The organism is Marinococcus sp. LNHM5E3-2.1, assembly GCF_056034365.1.
Genome location: NZ_JBQLIB010000006.1, coordinates 44,697 through 65,433, shown reverse-complemented (window position 1 = coordinate 65,433; position 20,737 = coordinate 44,697). Strand labels below are relative to the sequence as shown.

At 44.2% G+C, this 20,737-nt stretch carries 19 protein-coding genes; 12 read left to right on the top strand and 7 right to left on the bottom strand.

Annotated features, from left to right (window positions below):
• Positions 1-55: 55 nt before the first annotated feature.
• Positions 56-1,231 carry a DUF4317 domain-containing protein gene (locus tag ACTRXH_RS08830; protein WP_474281733.1) on the bottom strand — a complete coding sequence of 392 codons (1,176 nt, stop codon included), beginning with the start codon at positions 1,229-1,231 and terminating at the stop codon, positions 56-58.
• A 122-nt stretch (positions 1,232-1,353) separates the two neighbouring features.
• Positions 1,354-2,166 carry a PRC-barrel domain-containing protein gene (locus ACTRXH_RS08825; RefSeq protein WP_474262438.1) on the bottom strand — a complete coding sequence of 271 codons (813 nt, stop codon included), beginning with the start codon at positions 2,164-2,166 and terminating at the stop codon, positions 1,354-1,356.
• A gap of 317 nt (positions 2,167-2,483) precedes the next feature.
• On the opposite strand from ACTRXH_RS08825, the gene ACTRXH_RS08820 reads away from it, so the two are divergent.
• The 7 genes from ACTRXH_RS08820 to ACTRXH_RS08790 all read left to right on the top strand — a co-directional run bounded on the left by ACTRXH_RS08820 (position 2,484) and on the right by ACTRXH_RS08790 (position 10,969).
• On the top strand, positions 2,484-3,992 hold the full coding sequence (locus ACTRXH_RS08820) for a pyridoxal phosphate-dependent decarboxylase family protein (protein WP_474281731.1): 1,509 nt from the start codon (positions 2,484-2,486) through the stop codon (positions 3,990-3,992).
• Positions 3,989-5,746, top strand: coding sequence for an IucA/IucC family protein (locus ACTRXH_RS08815; protein ID WP_474281729.1), 1,758 nt, complete (start codon positions 3,989-3,991; stop codon positions 5,744-5,746). Before ACTRXH_RS08820 ends, ACTRXH_RS08815 begins: the two co-directional genes overlap by 4 nt.
• A 34-nt stretch (positions 5,747-5,780) precedes the next feature.
• Positions 5,781-6,314 (top strand): GNAT family N-acetyltransferase, encoded by a 534-nt coding sequence (locus ACTRXH_RS08810; RefSeq protein WP_474281866.1) that lies wholly within the window; start codon positions 5,781-5,783, stop codon positions 6,312-6,314.
• Positions 6,307-7,617, top strand: a complete 1,311-nt coding sequence (locus ACTRXH_RS08805; RefSeq protein WP_474281727.1) for a lysine N(6)-hydroxylase/L-ornithine N(5)-oxygenase family protein — start codon at positions 6,307-6,309, stop codon at positions 7,615-7,617. The genes ACTRXH_RS08810 and ACTRXH_RS08805 overlap by 8 nt, the downstream gene beginning before the upstream one ends.
• A 40-nt stretch (positions 7,618-7,657) precedes the next feature.
• Entirely contained in the window at positions 7,658-9,457 is a 1,800-nt protein-coding gene (locus tag ACTRXH_RS08800) for an IucA/IucC family protein (protein WP_474281725.1), read from the top strand.
• A 178-nt stretch (positions 9,458-9,635) separates the two neighbouring features.
• The gene (locus ACTRXH_RS08795; protein WP_474262432.1) at positions 9,636-10,490 is read left to right on the top strand and encodes an STAS domain-containing protein; all 855 of its coding nucleotides are present in this window, start codon (positions 9,636-9,638) and stop codon (positions 10,488-10,490) included.
• A gap of 53 nt (positions 10,491-10,543) precedes the next feature.
• Positions 10,544-10,969 carry an SRPBCC family protein gene (locus ACTRXH_RS08790; RefSeq protein ID WP_474262431.1) on the top strand — a complete coding sequence of 142 codons (426 nt, stop codon included), beginning with the start codon at positions 10,544-10,546 and terminating at the stop codon, positions 10,967-10,969.
• Positions 10,970-11,029: 60 nt separating this feature from the next.
• On the opposite strand, the gene ACTRXH_RS08785 is transcribed toward ACTRXH_RS08790, so the two are convergent.
• Positions 11,030-12,550 carry an SAP domain-containing protein gene (locus ACTRXH_RS08785; protein WP_474281723.1) on the bottom strand — a complete coding sequence of 507 codons (1,521 nt, stop codon included), beginning with the start codon at positions 12,548-12,550 and terminating at the stop codon, positions 11,030-11,032.
• 151 nt (positions 12,551-12,701) lie between these two features.
• Positions 12,702-13,499 (bottom strand): alpha/beta hydrolase family protein, encoded by a 798-nt coding sequence (locus ACTRXH_RS08780; RefSeq protein WP_474263743.1) that lies wholly within the window; start codon positions 13,497-13,499, stop codon positions 12,702-12,704.
• A gap of 77 nt (positions 13,500-13,576) precedes the next feature.
• On the opposite strand from ACTRXH_RS08780, the gene ACTRXH_RS08775 reads away from it, so the two are divergent.
• Both ACTRXH_RS08775 and ACTRXH_RS08770 read left to right on the top strand, forming a co-directional pair.
• Entirely contained in the window at positions 13,577-13,735 is a 159-nt protein-coding gene (locus tag ACTRXH_RS08775) for a hypothetical protein (RefSeq protein WP_474263741.1), read from the top strand.
• 13 nt (positions 13,736-13,748) lie between these two features.
• Positions 13,749-14,300: a GNAT family N-acetyltransferase gene (locus tag ACTRXH_RS08770; protein WP_474263739.1), complete on the top strand. Its 552-nt coding sequence runs from the start codon at positions 13,749-13,751 to the stop codon at positions 14,298-14,300.
• A 56-nt stretch (positions 14,301-14,356) separates the two neighbouring features.
• Here the strand turns inward: ACTRXH_RS08770 and ACTRXH_RS08765 are convergent, their stop codons facing one another.
• Together ACTRXH_RS08765 and ACTRXH_RS08760 are read right to left on the bottom strand one after the other, a co-directional pair.
• Positions 14,357-15,685: an APC family permease gene (locus ACTRXH_RS08765; RefSeq protein WP_474281721.1), complete on the bottom strand. Its 1,329-nt coding sequence runs from the start codon at positions 15,683-15,685 to the stop codon at positions 14,357-14,359.
• Between the two features lie 15 nt (positions 15,686-15,700).
• Entirely contained in the window at positions 15,701-16,492 is a 792-nt protein-coding gene (locus ACTRXH_RS08760) for a carbon-nitrogen hydrolase family protein (protein WP_474281719.1), read from the bottom strand.
• A gap of 179 nt (positions 16,493-16,671) precedes the next feature.
• Here ACTRXH_RS08760 and ACTRXH_RS08755 point away from each other — a divergent pair, with 179 nt between their 5' ends.
• The 3 genes from ACTRXH_RS08755 to ACTRXH_RS08745 all read left to right on the top strand — a co-directional run bounded on the left by ACTRXH_RS08755 (position 16,672) and on the right by ACTRXH_RS08745 (position 19,828).
• A complete protein-coding gene (locus ACTRXH_RS08755) occupies positions 16,672-17,898 on the top strand; it encodes a sigma-54 interaction domain-containing protein (RefSeq protein ID WP_474281717.1) in 1,227 nt (408 codons plus the stop codon).
• A gap of 22 nt (positions 17,899-17,920) precedes the next feature.
• Positions 17,921-18,706: a carbon-nitrogen hydrolase family protein gene (locus tag ACTRXH_RS08750; RefSeq protein ID WP_474281715.1), complete on the top strand. Its 786-nt coding sequence runs from the start codon at positions 17,921-17,923 to the stop codon at positions 18,704-18,706.
• A gap of 69 nt (positions 18,707-18,775) precedes the next feature.
• The gene (locus ACTRXH_RS08745; protein ID WP_474281713.1) at positions 18,776-19,828 is read left to right on the top strand and encodes a C45 family autoproteolytic acyltransferase/hydolase; all 1,053 of its coding nucleotides are present in this window, start codon (positions 18,776-18,778) and stop codon (positions 19,826-19,828) included.
• 24 nt (positions 19,829-19,852) lie between these two features.
• On the opposite strand, the gene ACTRXH_RS08740 is transcribed toward ACTRXH_RS08745, so the two are convergent.
• The gene (locus tag ACTRXH_RS08740; RefSeq protein WP_474281711.1) at positions 19,853-20,638 is read right to left on the bottom strand and encodes an SDR family oxidoreductase; all 786 of its coding nucleotides are present in this window, start codon (positions 20,636-20,638) and stop codon (positions 19,853-19,855) included.
• Positions 20,639-20,737 lie beyond the last annotated feature (99 nt).

Sequence of the window (20,737 nt, the reverse complement as noted above, 5' to 3'; positions counted from 1 at the left end):
GCCCAGCTGTATATTAAAAACAAGGAAGGTCCCGCCCGGGGCCTTCCTTGTGTTATTACTGAGTATCTTCGCCAAAAGCCTCCGGCAGCATTTTAAAGCCTTCGATCTCTGCGTCCTCTTCAATCTCAATCATAATACAGCGTTTTCCCTGATAGTTGACCTGTCTTACGTATTCGAGGTCCTGCGGGCTGATCGCAATATTGGCGATTTTCGTGTTGATTTTAATGGATTTGGAATTGTATTTCGGCACGATGCTGTTTGCTTTCAGCTCATAGGTTTCGTTATCGGTCACCCGCTGAAACGCTGTTTTTACTTTGTCGGTCTCCACCTGCTCGCCGCTCTGCTGAAGCACCCGTTCGACATCTTTATAGTCGAGCGTCGGCGGGGTATCCTCTTCATTTTCTTCGACGACCCGGTGAATTTCGCCGTAGACGTTCGCAAGTGTGGTGGGGTTCATCTGGTCGCCGACCACGTCTCTTACTATATCCTCAAATACTGTTTTGTTTTCTTTGGCGGTGACGATCTCTTCGCCGTTCAGCACATCTTCGATAAACCGGTAGTCGGGTTCGTTGGGCTTTGAAGCTGCATAGAGCACATGATTGACGTCAGCGGCCCCTTCCGTCATCGCGGGAAACAAAAAGCCGGCCAATGGATGTTTAAGATCAATGACCGGATCGGCCTCGACCTTGTATTTGAATTCCTTCTCAATGTAATCAAACTGCATTTCTTTTTTCGGCTCTTCTGTCTTATTGATGCTGCAGAGAATAAAGGAATTGGAATATACTGCATCGCGGTCGCTCGTTTCTGCTTCCTCATTCCGCTGTTTGGCCGGTTTTAAATAATCGGCACGGATAAAGGTGATTACGGTGTCTTTTTCATACGGGTGGTCTTCAATCATTTTTTCGGTCATGCGAAGCATCTGTTCCTTCCAGTCTTCAACATTACGGCTTAAAAGACCTTTGTGGAGAATGAGCTGGCTGGAATCTTCAACGTCCTGCTGAAATTTCAGCTCGAATAATTTTTCATCCAGCTGCCCGGTGAGAACTTTTTTAAAATTGGCCATAAACAGCTCCTGCTGGTCGCTGTCGAGCATTTCGAACGGCTGACTCTGATGGTGATAAATATCGGTCGTTTCTTTCATTATGTAAACGTTAAAGATGTCGGAGATCGTGAGCAGATCATTGTCTGTTTTTAACTGCCTTCGAAGGTCGGCAATATCTTTTTTATCCATAGGTAGTCCACTCTTGAGCTGTTTGAAGGGTTATTAGCTTATTTATTTTAACATATTACAGCGGTTCCGGATTCGGCAGATATAAAAAAGCCCGCTGCTTTTAAACAGCGGACAACTTTCATTTATCTATTCGAGGGGCTGCCGAAGTGACGGCGGATTTCTTCACCGTAATCATCGGTTAATGTCATGGATGCTTCGTAATCAGGTGAATTTTCCACCGCTTCGCGGCTCACACTGGTGGTGGCACTTTCGTCCATGGCACTGAACTGATTAAACCATTCCACTGGAACGAGAGAGTGGTCACTTGACAGTGCACCGGCAGTATCAACCTCGATGAACTGAACGCTCCAGTCGTTTGTGTCAAAAACCACGTCAGAGATCGTGCCGATACTTTCACCTCCTGCATCGACATCATAGCCGCGAAGATCCTTCGTACTCTGCAGGTAGTAGTCTTCTTTGTTCCGGGCAGCTTCCATTTCGTTTTCTTCCGCACCGGTAACGGCAGTGTCATGGGCGGGACGTGCGTTATTATCGTCATCATCGTTAGGGGCGAACGGGCCGCCTACAGGCATAACCGGCCCGGTTCCGGTACTTCCGGCTGTTGGAATCCAGTAAGGCTCTAAGTTGTAATAATTTAAAACAGAAGCTTCGTAGGAACGGGAAATAGGTTCGTGTTCATCCGGCTTCGGACTGTCTTTAATCTGGTCTTTCGAGGCATTCATCTGAATGGCCTGGCCGGCAAGGTCGAGACGGCTGATCAGCTGGGGGCTGAGCAGAACCTTTCCTCCCACAAACCACGTGCGGGTATCAGCGACGAGAAACCGTACCTTCCATTCGCCTCTGGAATCGAAATAGACGTCGGAAATGGAGCCGATTGCTTCTTCATCGGTGGCTGAGATCCAAAATGCCTGAAAATCTTTTGTGCGTACGAGCAATTGCTGCACCTCCTGATGATAGTTGTTGATATACGGCTTATTACCTCATAGGGGTGTTTTTAAACTAACGACGTTAGCTCTTAAAAGCGGGTGAATATTAAGTCACAATTTGGATGGGAGAAAGGGTAATAGACCTAAACCGTTCAACGGGCCGATACCAACCTTTGTATCAATTCCACAGCAGTTGTTGACTTTGATAATCATTTTCAATTAGTGTGTACATTGTAATTAACAGCTTGAAACAGAGCTTTTATTTTTTCAGATTAATTGATAATGATTTTCATTATCTATAAATAACAGATCATGGAGGAGACGATATGCCGGTTGTAAAGGAAGGGTCGCACACCGCATTTGATAATGAATTTCTAACAAACATCGGTGATAAGCAAAGAACGCTCGAAATGTTAACCCAGACTTCTGCCTATATAGCGGATTTTTTTAATGAAAATGAAAGCCCTGTGGCCGCAGAAGAAGAACCGCAGGTAAAACAATTCTTTCACGGCATAGAGCATGAACATACTTTTGATAGTGTGCTTGACGAAGTAATGGAGCATATTATGAAACGCTCCTTAAACATCAGCCATCCTCATGCGATGGCACATCTGCACTGCCCGCCGCTTTTATCCGGGGTGTGTGCAGATTTGATCGTGAGCGCTCTAAATCAATCGATGGATTCCTGGGATCAAAGCCCGGCAGCGACAACAGTAGAGACAGAGGTGGTGAACTGGCTGTGTGAATTGTATCAGCTGCCTCAAACCGCTGCAGGAACATTTACGACTGGAGGGACTCAGTCGAATTTTATGGGGCTGCTGCTTGCAAGAGACCAATACTGCGCCCGGGAGTTGTCACATGATGTGAAAGCCGATGGCCTTCCTCCGGAAGCATCCAGATTCAAGATTTTTTGTTCAGAGGAGGCGCACTTTACCATCAAAAAATCGGCTGTTCAGCTTGGCCTCGGAGAGCGGTCAGTAGTAGGGGTGCCGACAGATGAGCACAAAAAAATGAACGCCGGTAAGCTTGAAGCCTTCATTCAGGAGGCAAGGGAGTCCGGTAACCATCCCATTGCCGTAGTGGCTACAGCCGGCACTACTGATTTTGGAAGCATTGACCCACTCCAGGAGATTCGACGTACAGCAGACAAAGAAAATCTATGGATGCATGTGGACGCCGCCTTCGGCGGAGCTTTGGCGCTCAGCAGCAATCAGGCTGTAAAGCTCGACGGGGTGCATAAAGCAGATTCCCTGGCGGTGGATTTTCACAAATTATTCTATCAGCCAGTCAGCTGCGGGGCTTTTTTGGTTAAGAGCCAGGACACTTTTCGTTTTATCAGACACAGGGCGGACTATTTGAACCCAGAAGACGACAGCGAGGAGGGCTTTACTAACCTCGTGGACTATTCGATGCAGACGACCCGGCGCTTTGATGCACTTAAAATATTGATGACGCTCCGGACCCTGGGCACGGAAAAATGGGCGGAAATGATCGGGAAGGGCTTAAGACAGGCGGGGCGTCTCGCGGAAAAAATTAACGATGAGCCGAACCTGTATCTAGTAATGAAACCAGAAATGAATGCAGTAGTGTTTAAATACTGCACAGAAAGCTCCTTTGAAGAAAGGGAAGAAGACGAGGTCAATAAAGAAATTCAGCAGCGGTTGTATGCTTCAGGTGAAGCAGTCATTGCCAAAACGAAAGTAGACGGCAGGCAGTTTTTAAAGTGCACGCTGATCAATCCTTTAGCGGAAGAGGAGGATATTGATCACGTGATTCAGGCCGTGATTGAAATGGGCCGGGAAATTGAAACCATACGAAAGGGGCAGAAGAAGTGAATACTAAACAAACAGCAGCAGAGGCTTCGATGCAGAGCCTTCTTAATTGTTACTTGCGCGAGACCGGAAGCGGTGCCTGGGGAGAGAAGGAATGCCGTGTGGAGCTTTCTCATCAAGAGATAGAGCTGATACTCCCGGTTAAATACCGGTCCCTGACACATCGTCATCTTTTCCGTTTTCCACTTTATTATAGAACCAGCGAAAGCAGTTCTCTAGTTGAACTGGATGTGCTGACCACCGGGGCTTTGCTTTTGAAGGAACTTTCGCTTGCATACGCTAATAAGGGAGGGCAGGAAGAAATGATGCAGCGTGTACTCCAAAGCTTTGAACTCATAGAGCTGTTTTTAGAAGCACGCAGGGAGGATAAAGGAGAAGTTATCTCCCGCTACATTGATTCAGAGCAGAGCCTTTTGCTCGGGCACCTGCTGCACCCGACCCCTAAAAGCCGGCAGGGTATGGAACGTAAGGAGGAAACTGAACTGTATTCCCCGGAAACAAAAGGACGTTTTCAGCTGCATTTTTTCCGGGCTCCGTCAGCCCAGGTAGAGGAAGCCTCGATGGAAGAAGAAAAAGCGGCAGATATCGTAAAAAAAGATCTTCAAAATGCCCCGGAGACAGAGGAATTATTTAAAAAACACTACTGCCGTCTGGATGATGGATATGCCCTGCTGCCGGTACATCCGCTTCAGGCAGAAGCTATGCTCTGCGAGGAGTCGATTCAACGGAAAATGGAACACGGAGAATTAGATTATCTTGGCCCGGCAGGCCGAAGCTTCACAGCGACTTCCTCGATCCGGACCCTTTATCACGAGCAGTCACCGTATATGTTTAAAGTTTCAATTCCGGTGAAGGTTACTAATTCACTGCGTGCCAATCAAAAAAAAGAACTGGCTCGCGGCATAGAAGTGGAAAAGCTGATGCAGAGCCGGATTGGAAAAGATGCAGCACAGTTTTTCCCGGGGTTTGAAATTATACGTGATCCAGCATATATCACCCTTAAAGGTGAAGAAGAAACAGGCCTGGAAACGATTATCCGGCGCAATCCTTTTCAGGAAAATATGGATGACCAGGTGTCACTGGCCGCAGGGCTTGTCCACGACGCGTACGGGGAAGGCAGTATGCTCAGCAACATGATTCGAGGTCTCGCCCGGGCGGAAAACCGGAGCACTGCCGAAGTAAGCAGGGACTGGTTCCGGCGGTACTTATCAATATCCCTGCATCCTATGCTCTGGCTGTATATGACTCACGGCATTGCGCTTGAAGCCCACCAGCAGAATTCTGTCGTTCGTTTTACCGGCGGCTATCCGAAAGTGTTTTATTACCGGGACAATCAGGGCTACTATTTTGCCCACTCAAAGGAAGCGCACTTGAAAAAGTATGTGCCGGAGCTGAATGCTTCAAGCGACACTGTATGCGCAGATGATATTGCAGATGAACGCTTCCGCTATTACTTTTTCATCAACCATTTATTTGGGCTGATTAACGGCTTCGGAGCTTCAGGCCTGATTGAAGAAGCGGAACTGCTGCAAATACTCCGAGAGGAGCTTGAAGATGCGGAAAAAGCATTCGGCCGTTCCCGCCTGACCCAAAGTCTTCTTGAATACAAAAGCATCCTGTCCAAGGGCAATCTGCTGACCCGCTTTTTCGACATGGACGAATTGGTCGGCTCCCTGGCCGAACAGTCTGTCTATATTCATATTTCAAATCCACTGACTGCAAAGGAGTGCATGCAGCATGAAAACGAGGCAATCTAATTACCATATTTTTAGCCGGGATCCGGTAGAAGAGATGGATGAACGTCTTCAGTTTCGTGATGTGGATGAACAATCTGATCTGGATCTTCTGCACGGGTGGATGCACGAGGCGCATGTCGTACCATTCTGGCAGCTGAATATAAGTAAAAGCAGCTATCAAGCGCATCTTCGAAAGGCACTGGCGGATAATCATCAATCGCTATATGTCGGGGAGCTTGATGGCCGCCCGATCAGCTACTGGGAGGTGTATTGGGCAGCAGACGACATAATTGGTTCCTATTACAAAGCGGAGCCGGAGGATCAGGGCGTTCACCTTTTGATTGGGCCCCCTGAAGAAACAGGCAGGGGACTTGCCTTGCCGCTTTTAAAAGCTATGCTTTCGATGCAGTTTAACCATCCTGGAACAAATCGGGTGATCGCTGAGCCCGATATTACCAACGGCAAAATGATTCATGTGTTTAAAAAAGCGGGATTTGAGCCTGTAAAGCCGGTGGATCTGCCTGACAAACGTGGACTTTTAATGGTCTGCACCCGCGGGACATATGAAGGAGGAGACCGCGATGGCTGAGGAAATATACGATGTATTAGGGGTAGGAATTGGACCGTTTAACCTGGGGATGGCGGCACTTGTGGAAAATGTACCGGAAGTGAAGGGTCTATTTTTGGATGAAAACGATAGATTTGAATGGCACGGCGGTATGCTGCTCGAAGGCACCAGCCTTCAGGTTCCATTTCTTGCGGATTTGGTCACGCTGGCTGATCCAAAGAGTCCTTATTCCTTTTTAAATTACTTGCAGGAAAAGGAAAGATTATATCATTTTTATTTCTATGAGAAATTTCATATTCCGCGCCGCGAATACAATGACTACTGCCGGTGGGCAGCTGAAAAGCTTTCCTCCTGCCGGTTTGGGCAGCGGGTTGTCCAGATGGAATTTTTGAAGGAGAACGGGCTGTATAAAGTAGAAACAGAAAATACTGGCACAGGGAAAAGTAGGTGCTTCTATTCCCGGCATGTGGTAATGGGTACCGGTACGAAGCCGGCGCTTCCCTCATGGATGGAAAGCGGAAGAGATGTTTGCCACTCTGCAGACTACCGTTACCGCCGGAAGGAACTGCTCCAAAAGCAGAGCATCACAGTGGCAGGCTCCGGTCAGAGCGCCGCTGAAGTTTTTCTCGATCTGTTAAAGAAACGGCCGGAATATGGATACAGCCTCCGCTGGTATACGAGGTCATCGGGATTTTTCCCGATGGAATATTCCAAGCTCGGACTTGAACATTTTTCGCCGGATTATACTGGTTATTTTTACCACCTTGACCCTTACACAAAGGAGCAGCTGCTCAAGAAGCAGGATCTGCTGTATAAAGGGATCAGCGCTGATACGATTGCGGCCGTATACGACGAGCTGTATGAGCAGACAATCGGAGGGGAAAGCCAGGGCATAGTGCTTCAGGCAAATACGGAACTTACGAGTATGGATAGTACGCCGGCTGGCGATATAAAGCTGTTTTTGAAGGAGATTAACTACGGCACAGAGCATACAGAAGAAACAGAAGCACTGATCGCTGCGACAGGCTACCAGCCATCCCCTCAGCCATTTCTAAGAGGAATCGAAGCTTATTTGCAGCGTGATGAATACGGGCGGATGCAAATTGATGAAAAGTACCGTGCAGTGCAGGCTGAGCAGAACCGCTATGTTTTTATTCAAAACGGCGAGATGCACACGCATGGTGTTGGAGCGCCGGACCTCGGGCTTGGAGCGCACCGGAACGCGGTTATTATTAATCAAATCGCAAACCGGGAAGTTTACCCCGTCCGGTCTGAAAATGTCTTTCAGGAGTTTAAGAGAAAAACGGCCGGGGCTATCGTGTGAAGCTGAGCGCCATAATATTAAAAAGAAAGGAAGAAAGCAGATGAATTCATATACGGCGGAGTCCGCGGAATCTGTCCAACAGCTGCACTGGGAGGAGGCGAACCGGCGGTTAACGGCTAAAATGCTTCAGGAATTCCTGTACGAGGGTATTATTGAAGCAGAGGTTACCGAAGAGGGAGAGCTGCAGAAGCTTCAAGTGAAAACAGCTCAGGCAGTTTATGCATTTTCGGCGCGCAAGCGGTTTTTTGACAGTGTCCACGTGTATCCGGAAAGCATAGTGAAAAAAGAAGGGAAATCAGAAGCGCCGGTCCGGGCGGACGCTTTTCTGCTTGAACTACAGCAAACAGCTCCAATTTCGAGTGAAACAGCGGGGCATTTGCTGAAAGAATATTATCATACCCTGACAGCAGACTGCTATTTGCTGGACAAAAGGACGACGGCTGCCGAGCTTGCAGACATGGATTATCTGCTGCTTGAAGGAGAAATGAACGGCCATCCGTGGATCACATATAATAAAGGCCGAATTGGATTCAGCTTTCAGGATTATCTTTCTTATGCCCCTGAACATAAGCAGAAAGTCTATTTATTCTGGATAGCGGTCCACAGGGAAGCTGCTTCGTTTCAGACCCTGCATGCTGATGGTTACCGCCAGTTAATAGAGCAGGAGCTGAATGAAACCGAGCGCAATTATTTTAGCAGTCTAATAAGCCGTGCCGGGGAAGACCCGAATGACTATTATTACATGCCGGTGCATGACTGGCAGTGGGACAATTACATCGTAACGCTCTACGCTGAGTATATTGCCAGAGGGTGGATTATTCCTCTGGCGTATTCAGGAGATGCGTACCTTCCGCAGCAATCGATTCGTACGTTCGTCAACACAGAGCATAAAACAAAAAAACATGTGAAGCTTCCGCTAAGTATTTTAAATACACTCGTTTACCGGGGGCTGCCAAGCGAGCGGACAAAAGTGGCACCAGAGGTGACCAAATGGATTCAAGCCATCAAGGACGAAGACCCTTTTCTGCGGGAGACGTGTGAGGTGGGGCTGCTCGGGGAAACAGAAACAATCGATGTGCCGCATCCCGGGTTTCATCATCTGCAGGGAGTGCCGTACCAGTATACAGAGATGCTGGGTGCTGTCTGGAGAGAAAGTATTTATACGGCAGTGGAGGATGAAGAAAAGCCAGTAACGCTGGCGGCTCTTTTGCACGAAGATGCGAATGGAAAGCTGTTGGTTCAGGAGTATGTGGAACGTTCAGGGTTAAGTACGAAAGCGTGGATAAAGCAGCTGTTTGATTCCCTGCTCCCTCCGCTGTTGCACTACATGTATAAATACGGCACCGTTTTTTCTCCTCACGGGCAGAATACAATTGTTGTATTAAAGAACTATGCCCCGCAGCGGCTGATCATGAAAGACTTTGTGGATGATGTGAATGTGAGCGATCAGCAGCTGCCGGAGCTCGAGGAGCTTCCAGAGGAGTTAAAGCAGGTTCTTCGGTGCGAGCCGCCGGAAGGACTAGTGCAGTTCATTTTCACCGGGTTGTTCATCTGCCACTTCCGCTATCTGGCGGATCTGCTCGACCGGAAGAACTTACTTACAGAAAGTATATTCTGGAAAATGGCTGTGGAAACAATGGAAGCGTACGAAAAATGCTTTCCGGAGCTGAATGGACGCTTTGAGCTTTTTAATCTTTTTCAGCCGACCATGGTGAAGCTGTGCCTGAATCGGAACCGGATGCTTGATTACGGCTACGGTGACGGTGATGACCGCCCGCACGCTTCAGAGCATGGGTATGTGGGCAACGCCCTCTATATGGTTCGTGCGTATAATGAATAAGTCAGGGATCTTCCCTGGCTTTTTTGTTTGATAATTTATCTTTGTGATGAATTACATAATTAGTACATAAATATATCGTACTAAAGACACATGTATTGTTTAGAAAGGGGAAACGTATTATAATAATTCTAATGTACAAATCATCCCCTCAATCAATCTAAATGTGGAGGAACATAAATTGCAAAAAGAATATAGTCTGGATTCGACTGAATTCCCGTCACTCAAATCTGTTTCGCAGAAAATGTTTGATTTAATAGCCGACCAGCTTGATGTGAATACAGCGTATATTACAAAGCGCGGCAACAATGAAATGACTGTCATCAGCACGTTTAATAAAAAAGAAGAAATTATTCCCGAAGGCTATTCGGTAGAATATAGTGATACGTACTGCAGGAAAATTATTATGAACGAGGAAGACGCACTCTGTACAGAAGACCTGACAAAAGATGTGATGACAAGAGAATTGGAGGTGACCTCCCAGCTGCAGATGAAAGGATTCCTCGGTGTCACGCTGACCGATCTGAACGGCAATGTATTCGGCACGCTGTGTGTTATGGATCCCGAGGAAAAAATATTCAGCCAGGAGGATGTGGACTACTTAAAAGCCATGGGAGAGGTGCTTGCACATATTATCGAGCTCGACCACACCCAGTACAACCTCGGATTTTTAAACGTGCCGATTATTCCGGTCAGAAAAGGTATTTCGATTCTTCCGGTTCAGGGAATTATTGATGAAAAACGGGCTGAAATTATTACCAGTACCGTTCTGGAGTACGCGGCAGACCAAAAAATTGAGCACCTTGTGATTGATTTGTCAGGGCTTGTGATCGTGGATGGTGAGTTTCCGCACGTGTTTATTAATGTCATTCATGCCCTGAAGCTAATGGGAGTTAACATTTTACTGACCGGAATATCTCCGGCGATCGCCCAGCATGAATTAAGCAACAATGAAATTTTAAAAATGAACATCCACATCTCAAGAAATCTGGAATCTGCGCTTGAACATATTGGTTTTCATCTGCAGTCTCAATAAAACCGGCCCTTCTGCCGGTTTTTTTTAGTAGCCAAAGCACAGGGAGGGATAAGATGAAGCATGAAATCATGATAAAAGCATCCAGGAAGACAGTATATGATTGTTTAACGGATCCAGAGAAGCGGGCAGAGTGGAGTCCGGAAATTATCGACATTACATATGAGCATTCACCTGAAAAGGAAGGTGCGTTATTCACTCAGACCCAGAAAGCTGGACGCTCCGTCTACGTATCTGAAGGGAGAAATCTAAGTGTGAAGGAGCCGGAGTTATTCAGCTATGAATTGACTCTCCAGCAAATGCATATAGTCATTACCTATGAATTAAAAGAGCGATCGGCATGGACCGAAGTCGTCCAGACGTACGAATCCCGTCAAAACCACCGTTTTGGCCGGGTGCTTGGGGCGCTCGTACGTCCGCTGACGAATAAGCTTGCTAAGGATATACTGAAAGGACTTAAAAGATGCAGTGAAGCATTATAAATCTTATTATCTTAATAAAAAAGAAGGCAGCCACTTATTATAGTGAAGCTGCCTTCCTTTTTATTGTATAGCCCATTCCATTCTACTTTTTAATGTATTTCGATTTAGTTCTCCAGTTAAGTTAAAAACCTGCAAATTAAACTTTGGATCTTTTGAGTTGGAATATTCCTGCCAATGTTCGGCGACATATTTTAAATCGGAAGCACTGATTAAAGCTACGTCAGTGTCCTGCTCTGAAAATGCTTTGAGCTTTTGGGCTTTAGAAATGGCTTCGGTACTGTAATCAGCAGTAATAATCAAAAACAGAGTCACCCTCATGGTGTCTGAACGAATATACCCCAAAAATTGCTCATAATGAGCTTCAGGGAAATTATATATTTCTTCAACACTTTTATTATCCCAAAGGATTACTTCTTTTGATGAATAATGAAGTTTACCATCTGCATGTTTTGAACCATTCATTTTTACGAGATCCAATTTCAACTGTTTTTCAAAAAGAAACTGAGTAGCTTGTTCAAAATTATTTTCAATATCTAAATCTTTATCGATTACTTTATTTGTTCTTAACAGCTTATAATTTCTCGAAGCCAAATCTTCAAAAAAATCGTAATACCTGGATCTATGATCTGTAGGATCGGAATCAACCACTGAAGTTAGATTTTCATAGTAATCAATAATGTTTTTTATTTTTTGTACTTTAGTACCGCTTAACCTGGCTCCGTCTAAAGATTGAAGCACTTCTTTCAATTCAGATAAACTTAAAGTGTTCAATACACTGGTAGGTCTAGCGTTATGCTTTATAATTCGTTCAATCAGAATGTCCTTGTTACCGCTTAAATTTAAGTTCAATGCAGAAAGGATAGTCTTAAGTTGATTCATATTTAAGTCATTCAGGAGTTTCAAATATGTATCTTTGCGAAGTTCACTTCCCATTTCGTATCTTACGACCCTGGCTATTTCATAAGGAATAACATAATAACCTTCATCGCTTTTGAATCGCAAAATAAGTCCTCTCGTTTGAAGATGCTTTAACGATTTTTCTATTTGCTTTGTAGAATGTAACTTGTTTCCTTTTTGAGGGAACCTTCCAGTACGGCTTTCGATCAGATAATGATCTTTAGTAGTCAATCCAAGCTCATCCCGAAGCACATTAAGCATATTAATTTCGTGTGAATTGAGTGATTCGTCCTTCTTCCATGCAGCTGCCAGCACGGCATTATAAATTCTTAGTGTTTCTTCAGAAATAGAATTTTTGATAAATTCATCTTCTTTGCTTTCTTCTATAATTTGTTTTTCGATTGATTCTACGGAAGAAAAAATTTCACTTTCAGGTAATAAATAACCCTCTTGTTCCATCAAAGACATTAAAATCATTTCATTAACTAATGCAATGTCTCTGTCCACTTCTAGAAAGTTCAAGTTTCTTTTCACTCTTTCACTGTCCTGGAACTCCTCAATATTTCTTAGAATAATATCGCGCATCTCTTCTTCATTTTTTAAACGAATATCTTTTAAGAAACTATCTACAGTTCTCGAAAGATAAAGTTTAGACATTTTAGGTAGTACGTCTTCTAATTGCACTTTTCTCACCTCGATTTAAATTTACAATAAGCATTAAGAATGACAATAATTTTTTTAAATGTAACTATTATCCTAAACTAAAGTATGATTAGATGAAAGAAATAACCCAAAATAGTATTACTTTGGGCTAGTTTTAGTTTTTATTTAAATTTTAAAGCATCTCATGGATTTCTTCTTTGATCAGGCTCCAGGCATCGGTCTGGATATCGGTAAGCATAAAATGCTCTGCATCCGGGAGTTCGAGATACCGGATGGACCGGTAGCCGATTTTGGCTGCCTGATGGTACTGCGCGCTGATGCCTACCGGCACGTTCACGTCGAGCGCTCCGTGCACGAGTATCTGTGGGACATCGATAGGGATCAGGTCAAACGGCGAGGTTTCAGTATAGCGTTCAGGAAATTCGTCCGGGGAGCCGCCAAGCAGATCGGCGACAGGGTCCGATGGTTCCTGGGCGTTTGTGATTTTGTTGCGGTAGTCATGTATCTCGTGCATTAGATGTAAATCAAGCACCCCGGCGAGACTTACCGCTCCATATATGGATAGCGGGTCAGCGAAGTGGGACAATTCGCTGGTAGCGGGCAGGGATGGCCTGGCAGCGAGCCATAAGGCGAGCTGTCCCCCTGCGGAATGTCCAATGGTAAACACTCGTCGAACGTCAATGGGGCGGGTGGCTGCGAGCTCACGCACGTAATCAGCGGCCCTGCCGACGTCATTGAACGTTCCGGGCCAACCACCGCCCGCGTGACCAACGCGCCGGTATTCAATGTTCCATGTGGCAATGCCTTCCCGGGTCAAATCCTCAGCCACATCCTGAATAATATCGAGACCAAAAGGTGTTCGCCAAAATCCTCCGTGAATAACTATTGCTAAAGGAAAAGGACCTTCTCCTTCAGGCAGGCGAAGTTCTCCGAACTGTTCAGAGTGCTCACCGTAATAAATTCGTTCCATATTTTTCCCTCCTGTTCTCCTTTTATCATACCTGCTTTTGGTACAATAGATAATAGGAAATGCTGAGGAGGAGAGACGTGAGGATAAAAACGTTTTACGCCATAAGCGATAAAGGACTCGACAAGAAAGTGAATGCCTTTCTGGACGATGCAGACATCGAAGTAACAGATATTCAGTTTGCAATGAACTTCTTTTATTTCAGCGCGATGATCGTATACCAGGATAATAGAGAATAAATGGGGGATAGATATGCAGCCATTAGTTAAAGCAATTGAAGGAGAGCAGCTGTACCTGCGTCCTTACACGAAGGAAGAAATACCGGCGTTGTACGAAGCGTTTAATAATAATCACATTGCCCGCCAGTTTACCGGCGCCAGCCATATTTACACGCTGGAAGATGTGGAGCGCTATATCGAAGGTACCGATGCCCATGCAGACGTCCGGCTCGGCATTTTCATGCAGGGAAATGATCAATTAATCGGGGATACTTCGTTTATTGATATCGACACACCGGCGAGCCGGCAGGCGAGGTTTCAAATGATTATATTTGACGACTATATCGGGCAGCGCTTCGGCACTGAAGCAACAAAGCTGATGCTTGAATACGGGTTCGGGAAGCTGAATTTCCACAGGATTGAACTGGAAGTTTTTTCGTTTAACACCCGGGCGATTCACGTATATGAAAAGCTTGGATTCGTGCACGAAGGAATGAAGCGCGAGTGTCGTTACTACGACCACCAGTATTATCATGCTGTAATGATGAGCATACTCGAACAGGAATACCGGGAAAAGCATCGCTAAGCTAAAAAATCAGCAGCAGCCGATCGGCTGCTGCTGATTTTTTGAAAAGTGAAATACTATTCGATCGTTAAGTCAGGAGTTTTCCTGGAGAAAAATCTAGTTAAATAAACTAAATAGATAAATCCTGCAGTGGCCCAGATTGTACCTAACAATAGTGCATTTTGATCTAAGTTTATAAATAACGCAATATCAAAAGCAGCACCGATTAGTGGAATAACAAGAAACAACAGAAGATCTTTGCCTCTTCGACGTTGTTCTTTTATAAAGTAATGAGCGATGACCGATACGTTTACAAAAGTAAACGTAATGAAAGCTCCAAAATTTATAAAGGAAGTAGAGGTGGTAATATCAAGCACTAACGCCAGGAGACCTACAATCCCCACAATGACTATGTTTAAAACTGGTGTGCGGGAGCGTTGGTTAATAAAGCCAAATATTTTTTTAGGCAGTACTCCGTCTCTTCCCATCGCATAAAGCAGCCGGGAACCACTGGCCTGAGCGGAAAGCCCGGATGCAAATTGGGCTAAAATTAACCCTGCCAAGAAAATAGCGCTGAAAAGGTTACCTCCAATTTGATAGGCAATTTCTAAAGCAGCTGAATCTGCATTGTTGATTTGGCTGAAATCAGGATACACGAGATATAAGAAATAGGAAGCTGCGATAAAAATGCCGCCGCCAATTAATGTAATTAATATGATAGCTTTAGGAAGAGTTTTTTCAGGTTTAATGGTTTCTTCAGAAAGTGTAGTAACAGCATCAAATCCCAAAAATGAATAACAGGCTATTGAGGCCCCTGCTAATATTAAAGGAAATTCAGCGTCGCTGTTAAATAACGGTTCTAAAGCAAATATTGTGCCCGTCCCCATACCCTGGACTAAATTCACAATACAAAGAACAACGAATAAGGTAACCACTGAGAGCTGAAAGATCATCATAAGTAAGTTGACCTTCGTAGTGGTAGTTATTCCAATTATATTAATAATAGTTGTAATTACGATGAAAGCTACAATCCATACCCAGGCAGGAATGAAGGGGAAAGCAGTATTTAAATAAACGCCGCCAATCAGCCATATGACCATAGGAAGAAATAAATAATCCAATAAAACCGACCAACCGACCATAAAACCTACGGGGGCGCTGATCGACTTTCTTGTATAAGTGTAAGCTGAACCAGAAATAGGAAAAGCTTTTACCATCCGACCATAGCTGTAAGCAGTGAAGAGCATAGCGATCATAGCAAACAGGTAGGCGGAAGGTACAAAACCGTTGGTCGTATCTGCTAAAACCCCGTACGTGCCGAACACTATCATTGGGGTCATGTATGCGAGGCCGAATAAAACAACTTGATAAAGAGTAAGTGTTCTTTTTAATTCTCCTGCCGCCATTAACGTTCACCTTCCTTATTTTAAATATTTTTCAAGGCTTTGATAGATATTTTTATTAATATTATTAAGGTAGTTAAGTTTGGGGTCCCGTTCAGCTTTAATTGGTATATTGCCAATTGATATTCCACTTGTTTCCCCGCCTTCCACAAGAGTTTCGCCATTTAGGTCCACGGCTTTGCTGTGACCGAAAAAGTGTAAATCATCATCTGTTCCTATTTGATTGCATATTGCTAAAGGAATTTCGTTTTCCATCGCCCGACTCATCAAATACACATCCTGGTGCTTTTCATAGGGACTCATATTAGCTGTTGGTATTAAGATGATTTCAGCACCTTTAGCACGCAATAATCTGGCCGTTTCAGGGAATTCGAGATCGTAGCATATCATCATTCCGACTTTGCCGTAAGTTGTAAGGAAAACGTGGTAGTCGGAACCATGGGAGAAAGCAGTTTTCTCTTCATCGAATAAATGAGTTTTCCGGTACTTGGAAAGAATTTGACCGGATCCATCAACGTATATTGCCGTAATAAAATACTTTTCTGAATCCTTTTCAGGAAAAGAAAACACTGCATCCACGGCTAACCTCCGACAAGCCTGACAAAGCTTTTGGATCGCAGGGGAATCCATAGAGAGAGAGAGGCTTTCGATGTCTTTCTTATTTTGTAAATAGCCGGTTAGAGACATTTCTGGAAAGAGAACTACCTCCGCCCCTTTTTGTTTAGCTTCCTCCAGCGAAGATATTAATAAATTTAAATTTTTTTCTGTTTTGGTTAATACAGGCTTTATTTGAGCTAATGCTATATGCATAAGTCACCATCCTTTCTACTTAAATATCAATGCAAAAACCATGCCAACATTAAAAGGGTTGATAATTCAGATAATTTAAAATAAAATATAAGTTCATTGATGCTAAAAATCATCAACGAACTGTAAAATCGATGATTTGTATCATCTTGATGAAAAAAATCATCAAAAGGAGGCCGGCGGTGAACTTTCCCCAGCAGTTAGTTATAGTGACAGATGAAAATGAAAACATTATTGAAATACATGGAAAAGAAACGATGCTTTATTCTTCACTGCCTATCCATTTTAAAGAAGGCAGTGATTTATTTTCTCTGGAGTGGCGGAGCTTTTTCAGACAATCCTTACAGAGAAAAAAGCTTTATCAAACGATGGAATCTGTGAATAATGAAATAATATATGTGCGCAAATGCACGTTATTTGAAAAAAATTATATATATATTTTCACTAATTTCTCCTCTCCGGCAGGAGAAGAAGATTCATCTTTAATTTTTAATTCACTGCCAATGAAAAGGATATTAACCATTATTAATAATATATCGGAAGTGGATTCTACGGTGCTTTTGCTGGGAGAGTCAGGTGTTGGAAAAAGTGCGGTCGCTAAATTGATACATGAGAAAAGCAAAAGGGAAGACCAGCCCTTCGTTACAATTAACTGTGGAGCGCTTCCGGAGAGTTTAATTGAAGCGGAATTATTTGGATATGAAGCAGGAGCTTTTACAGGTGGAGATAAAAATGGAAAAATAGGTTTGTTTGAAGCTGCTCATAATGGAACTATTTTCTTGGATGAAATTGCTGAACTTCCATATAGTATGCAGTCTAAATTACTGGAAGTTATTCAAGAAAATAAAATAAGAAGATTAGGCGGAAGAAGCGAACAGAAAATTAATGTGAGAGTAATGGCAGCAACGAATAAGCTTTTGGCAGAATTAGTAGAGCGTAAAGAGTTTCGTGAGGATTTATATTACAGGCTTAATGTGGTGCCTATAACCATTCCTCCTTTAAGGGAAAGGCAGGAAGACATATTTGATTTAGCCGTGCAGCTTTTAGCAAAGTTTAACCATAAATACGGTCGCGAAGTAATTTTTTCAGAAGAAATGCAGGCTGATTTATATTCAAATAAGTGGCAGGGGAATATTAGAGAACTTTCTAATTATATAGAACGTATTGTTGTTACAAATGATATGTATACGGGAGAATGGGGGAAGCCCTCCAGTAATGAATTTGAAACAAAAACAGAAGACAGGACCAAAAAGAAGTATCCGACGTTGAAAGAAGTGAGAGAGAAGGCGGAAAAGAAATTAATTATGGAAGTATATGAAACATTTCAAAATACATACCAGACAGCAGAAGTTCTGGGAGTAGACCAGTCTACTGTCTCGAAGAAAATCAAAAAATACAAAAAAGAATAAAAGCGATGGTGGAGGTGTGGTGTTGGAAAAAAGTTCAATTACCATAGGGCTGGCTCAACTGAAATGCGAATTATTAAATAAAGAAATAAACCTTAAAAGAATGTTAAGTACGGTTAAAGAAGCAGAAGAAAAGGCAGTAGACTATCTCATTTTTCCTGAATTATTTCTCAGTGGTTATGTAATGGATGACCAGCTTTTTGACCTCGCTGAGACGACCGATGGTGAAAGCATAAAGAAACTACGAGAAGCTGCTTTTTCCTCATCCATAGGAATATTGGCTGGTTTTCCAGAAAAAAAGAATGACAAATTGTATAATTCGGCAGTTTTTATAAATAAAGAAGGTTCCATAGAGGACGTTTATAGAAAAACACATCTATTTCGGAACGAAGCTGTCTATTTTTCTCCAGGAAGTAAAGCAGATATCATAAAATTGCCGGAAGGGAAAGCGGGAGTGCTGATTACCTTTGATATGGAGTTCCCTGAAATGCCGAGGCTCTTAGCTTCACAAGGCGCAGAGGTCATATTTGTACTGGCAGCAAATATGTCACCTTATCAGCGGTATCAGCATACATATCTGCATGCTCGGGCGATGGAAAACCATGTATTTATGGCAGCAGCTAATAAAGTAGGCCTGCACGTGGATAATATTTTTTTCGGCGAAAGTCAGGTCGTAAGCCCGGAAGGAATATCATTGTATAAGGCAGGTCATAATGAAGAGTTAGGGATTATAGAAATTAATTTAAATGAAACGAAAACAGCCCGGGGAGAACTGAATTATTTGCAAAATAAACGCGAAGATCTTTATTGACTAAAGAATATTTAAATGTAAGTTTTCAACTGTAAGAATAAATCTGCTTCTTTTAATGAAGGTGACAATGTGAAAGAGATATACAGCAGCGTGGTGCAGTTTCGCGGCACTCATTACGAATTTGGCAAATACCAGGGAAAACTTCTTGCCGGGTCATTATCCGTTGAAAACCGGGATAAGCAATGGAAAATACGAAAGCCGCGGTTTCAGGTGGATATAGCGGAAACGAAAGAGGCTCTTATGAAAGTGGCCCCGGGTATCTGGGAGGAGCTTGAAGGGCTGCAGGACGGTTTGAAATGGAGCATGGGAAAAATCATTATGCATTTTTCCGGCTATCGTCTTGAGATACCTAAATCGGGCTGCTCTATTATGACCGGAGACGATTACCTGGTGCGCAATTACGACTATCACCCAAAAACCTACGAGGGCAGGTACACATTGTTTCAGCCGGCGGATCAGGGCTATGCGATGATTGGCCCCTCGCAGCGGGTGACCGGCCGGATGGACGGAATGAACGAAAAACAGCTTGCGATGGGCTATAATTTTATGCACCGGAAAAAGCCGGGAGACGGATTTATCTGCTCCATGATTGGCCGCTTAATCCTGGAGGTGTGTGCATCGGTAGAGGAGGCGGTCGATATGCTGAAAGAAATTCCGCACCGCCACTCGTTCAGCTACGTGATTCAGGACACGAAAGGTGTTTCCAAAGTAGTGGAGGCGTCACCGCGCGGAGTTATCGCCAGGGAGGATCAGACGTGTACGAATCACTTTGAAAAAATGCCGGAAGAAAACCGTCATTATTTAGTGGATTCGAAAGCCCGTCAGGAGGTTATGGAAAAGAAAAAACAGGTACGCCCTTCGGCAGAAGAGGCGTACCGGCTGTTAAATAATACCGGCGGCGGAGTGTTTTCGGATAATTATCACAGCTGGGCTGGCACGATTCATACCGCCGGCTACCTCCTGCAGGAGCAAAAAGCGTGGTTCGCGCTTGGAGGCAGCCGCGATCCCTACGAAATTGACTTCTCCTGCTGGCTGAAAGGGGAAGACCTTTCCGAACAGTATTTGTATGGGCAGATAGACACCGATATGAAATTTCTTCATATGGATCAGAACGTAAAATAAACCGGCACGCGGCCGGTTTATTTTTTATATACGTGCATCCCAGTTCTGCTTTTCCTCCTGCTTCATCTGATCCTCCGTATCCTGCGGATGAGCCGTACGGAAGGCGTGATGGTCTGCTTCGATGACTTCTACCATTTTGTTAATCATATCGTCAGGGTTAAACTGGCTGTCGAGCATCTGCTCCATGCTGCTGATTGATTTTTCCGGTGTGAAGTTTTTTTCCGGATCATACCATTTCCACTTTTCTTCAAACATCCGGTCATTAAAGCCAGTTTCGTACGGGCCGGGGTTAATGGTGGCCACCTGGACATTGAATTCTTCAAGCTCTGCCTTCATAGATTTAGCGATGGACTCGATGGCGTGTTTAGTGGAGCCGTATGGGGACAAATATGGCATAGCCACCACACCGACGATAGAGCTGAGAAAGATTATTTTGCCGCCGCCTTTCTCTACGAATTTTTTAGCAGCAATCTGAGCATTCTCAAGCGTGCTGAACACATTGGTTTCATAAATTTCGCGAACGCGGTCGACCGGTATTTCAGCTATTGGGCCGCCTTCACCGATGGCTGCGTTTGCGACGAAAATATCATAGTCATAGTCCGCAATCAGCTGCTGATCCCGTTTATTGGTAATGTCGAGCTTAATCACTTCGAGGTCCGCACCCGCTGCCTCTGCTTCCTCCCGGAGACTTGTAATCTGCGCCATTATCTCAACTGCAGCAATCACGCGGTGGCCTTTTTTCGCCAGGCCAATCGCTGTTCCTTTTCCAAGGCCGGTGCCAGCACCGGTAATAAATATTGTCTTACTCATAATTTTTCTTCCTCCTTATAGTAGGTCTGGTTGTAATGGACCGTTCCCCTTTGAATGAAGGGCGAAACGCGCCGCATCGCCGGAATGACCTGCCCAGCG